At 34.4% G+C, this 1,743-nt stretch carries 2 protein-coding genes; both read left to right on the plus strand.

The annotated features are described in order from the left end of the window. The first annotated feature begins 87 nt into the window (after positions 1 to 87). Entirely contained in the window at positions 88 to 1,131 is a 1,044-nt protein-coding gene (locus ACTNDN_RS24785; RefSeq protein WP_081836706.1) for an IS1595 family transposase, read from the plus strand. Between the two features lie 93 nt (positions 1,132 to 1,224). Further along, on the plus strand, positions 1,225 to 1,614 hold the full coding sequence (locus ACTNDN_RS24790; protein ID WP_051641015.1) for a hypothetical protein: 390 nt from the start codon (positions 1,225 to 1,227) through the stop codon (positions 1,612 to 1,614). Positions 1,615 to 1,743: the final 129 nt, after the last annotated feature.

The following is a 1,743-nucleotide window of genomic DNA, read 5'->3' on the forward strand; positions in this document are numbered from 1 at the left end:
GGCTCTGTTAAAGTCTGTTGTTGATAAATTGATTAACAGGAACTTATGTTCTATAATGGGTTTAACTATATAAAAGTGGTGATAAACGTGAGAGCAACTGATATTCTTAAAGCCATTCAAAAACTAAATCCAGCAGAAAAGCACCGATTACGAGAGTATTTAATTGATGCACTTACTGCATCTTCTTCAACAGGAACTATTCTGCAAGAAATATCTGAACGTAAAAATAAGAGCGGTTATCATTGTCCTGACTGCGAATCAGAACATATCGTTCGGTATGGCAAATACTCCACTATTGTTGATGGAGATGAAGTAGAAAAGCAACGTTACCGCTGTAAAGCGTGTAAAAAGACATTTACTGACCTAACAAATACTGCTCTATATCGAACACGCCATCTCAATCAATGGATTAAATTCATCGAATGTATGATAGAAGGATATTCCCTGCGTAAATCTGCTGAATTAGTTGGTAATGTTACTCATGTCACCTTATTTTACTGGAGACACAAACTCTTATCATCATTAAAACAAATGGAAATATCGAATTTTGAAGGTATCGTCGAAATGGACGAGACCTATTTCCTATACTCCGAAAAAGGACAAAGAAAGATTAAAGACAGAAAACCCCGTAAACGTGGTGGTTCCGCTAAGAAACGTGGCATAAGCAACGAACAAGTATGTGTCTTAGTCGCAAGAGACCGTGAAAAGATGACTTTTTCACAGACATTGGGAATGGGTCGATTAACAAAAGAGCAGTTAGACAAAGCTATCGGACATAAACTTTCTGATGAAAATGTTTTATGCACCGATTCTTGGCGTGCCTTTAAAACATATGCCGCTGAAAAAGGTATGGATATTTATCAATTCAAGTCTGATGGTAAGGTTCGCACAAAGGGACTATACCATATCCAGAACGTTAACAATTATCACCGAAGGCTTAAAGGATGGATACAACGTTTTAATGGAGTTGCAACTAAATACCTGAATAATTACCTTGCTTGGTTTCGGGTGTTAGAATCCATTCAACATCAAAGGAATCCTATTACTATGAATGACTTGATGATTAAAGGGAATTTAATACAAAATATGGAAACATATGATACACTTAGGTTAGCTAAATTCACGATATAAACATCACTGCTTGTTCAACTAACGACGCAGGTTAATAAAAATCTGATGAATCTTTTTTGTAATGGAACCGTCTAATATATGGGAGGTGTTTATATGCGAAAGAAATTATTAGTAATAATTTCTGGAATTCTTTTATTATTATCTGGTTGTTCTTTAAATGATGGTGAATCAGAGAATGAAATACAAAATGATGCCAGTGCAAGCTGGGCATATCCATTCGTTAAATGGGAAAATCAAACCTATGTTGTAGCAGAAGAGGAAATTAAAGAAGACAAAATAGGTCAAGAAATCGGTAAAGTTACTTCATATTCAGACCTTGAAAGTTCTAACACAAGTGGGAACTTCTCTAATGAATATGAAGTTGGGACAAAGTATTATGAAATCACAGATATTAGCCAAAAAGAAGCAATAGCTATCGAAGTTAAAAAAGGAAAGTTTATTAAAGCTGTAATTTCTGATAAATGGGAAGAGCAAAATTTTTAGCTTTGTGAAATGATGTACTTAAACAAACGGGTGCGTTAGTTGAATAAGCAAATATTATAAAATGGAACTTCCGTAAATTAGGAGGTTTCGTTTTATAAGAAATATCAACATTAAACTTTAACAGAGCCA

Origin of the sequence: Niallia sp. HCP3S3_B10 (assembly GCF_052064465.1) — a bacterium.
Lineage (GTDB): Bacteria > Bacillota > Bacilli > Bacillales > Cytobacillaceae > Niallia > Niallia hominis.

Coding starts and splice junctions, on each gene's coding strand:
- ACTNDN_RS24790 (WP_051641015.1), top strand. CDS start 1,225: ATGCGAAAGAAATTATTAGTAATAATTTCTGGAATTCTTTTATTATTA.